2 protein-coding genes are annotated in these 1077 nt (G+C 57.6%); both read right to left on the bottom strand.

Annotated features, from left to right (window positions below):
- On the bottom strand, nucleotides 1–524 hold a 524-nt coding region (locus Q0520_RS01475), incomplete at its 3' end, for a hypothetical protein (RefSeq protein ID WP_298665723.1).
- 159 nt (nucleotides 525–683) lie between these two features.
- On the bottom strand, nucleotides 684–1004 hold the full coding sequence (locus Q0520_RS01470; RefSeq protein ID WP_298665721.1) for a hypothetical protein: 321 nt from the start codon (nucleotides 1002–1004) through the stop codon (nucleotides 684–686).
- Nucleotides 1005–1077: the final 73 nt, after the last annotated feature.

Genomic DNA, 1077 nt, shown 5'->3' with positions numbered 1-1077 from the left:
GGCGTGCCTTCCCGCGGGGTCGGTTGAGTACTCGCTCTCTCCGGGCGCTGGATGGTCGTGTCCGGGGTGATCTGGGGGGTGCGGACGAAGAGGACGGGGGTGGTGTTCGTCCCGCCTGCACGGGCATGGGACTCGATGACCCCGTAGATCTCATCCGTGGTCGTCCTGTTGACCGCCGCTTCTTCGTCGAGATAGACCATGATACAGTCGAGGTGATTGATGCTATAGCCGAAGACCGGGCCTTCGGGATGAAAAAAGTGTCTCTCTTCGAGGTCGGGGTCTGCCGACCTGATAATGGTGTCGAGGCTCAGGTTCTTCTGGACCCGCCCGTAGGCGGCATAAACCGGCCGGGACGAGAGGTCTTCCAGGTCCTTCTCGCTGATCTCGGGGATGACCTGGCGGATAGTCTCTTTTTGTTTTTCCTTGCTCAGGTCCGTGAGAAGGACACTGCCGGCGATCACGACCGCAATGATGACTGCCGCAAGAAGGAGGAGCACTCCTCCCCCCATACCGTTTTTGTCCATATTTTTCCCTCCCCTCGTGGTCTGGGGACTGTGCCGGAAGGCTGAATCGATCTTTCCGCGTCTGAGATATCTCCGACGTTTTATATATCGTTTCTCTGCGGATCGTCTACGCGTCGAGGGGAGGATATCGTTCAGGCATCTCCCGACCTCTGACGTCTGTCACAGTTCTTCCGGGGATACCTGCTTCTCATTTTTCCTGATATGAAGAGTCCAGACGAGCAGGGCCGCCACCGCTCCCCCTCCGACGATGGCGAGGCCGGTGAGATGGGGGACGATGGGATAACCGAGGACGAGGTTCACAGGCAGGTCGGCGGCGTCGATGATCACGCCGATCGCGAGGAATGATAGGAAATAGACCGCGACAGAGCGACATATTTCTTCTTTGAGAATGGGGTCGAGGGTCGTGCGATCACCACGGACATATTTTTCTGGGGATGAGAGGAGCGTCCACCAATCGCAATGGCCATCATGCCTCTTCATCCATCCGCCGGATCAGGTACTGTGCAATACATGCTATGAGGACTGCTCCCGGAGCACCATATCCTATAATCGC

Source organism: uncultured Methanofollis sp., assembly GCF_937919355.1.
Lineage (GTDB): Archaea > Halobacteriota > Methanomicrobia > Methanomicrobiales > Methanofollaceae > Methanofollis.
This window is presented reverse-complemented; position numbering and strand designations above follow the sequence as displayed.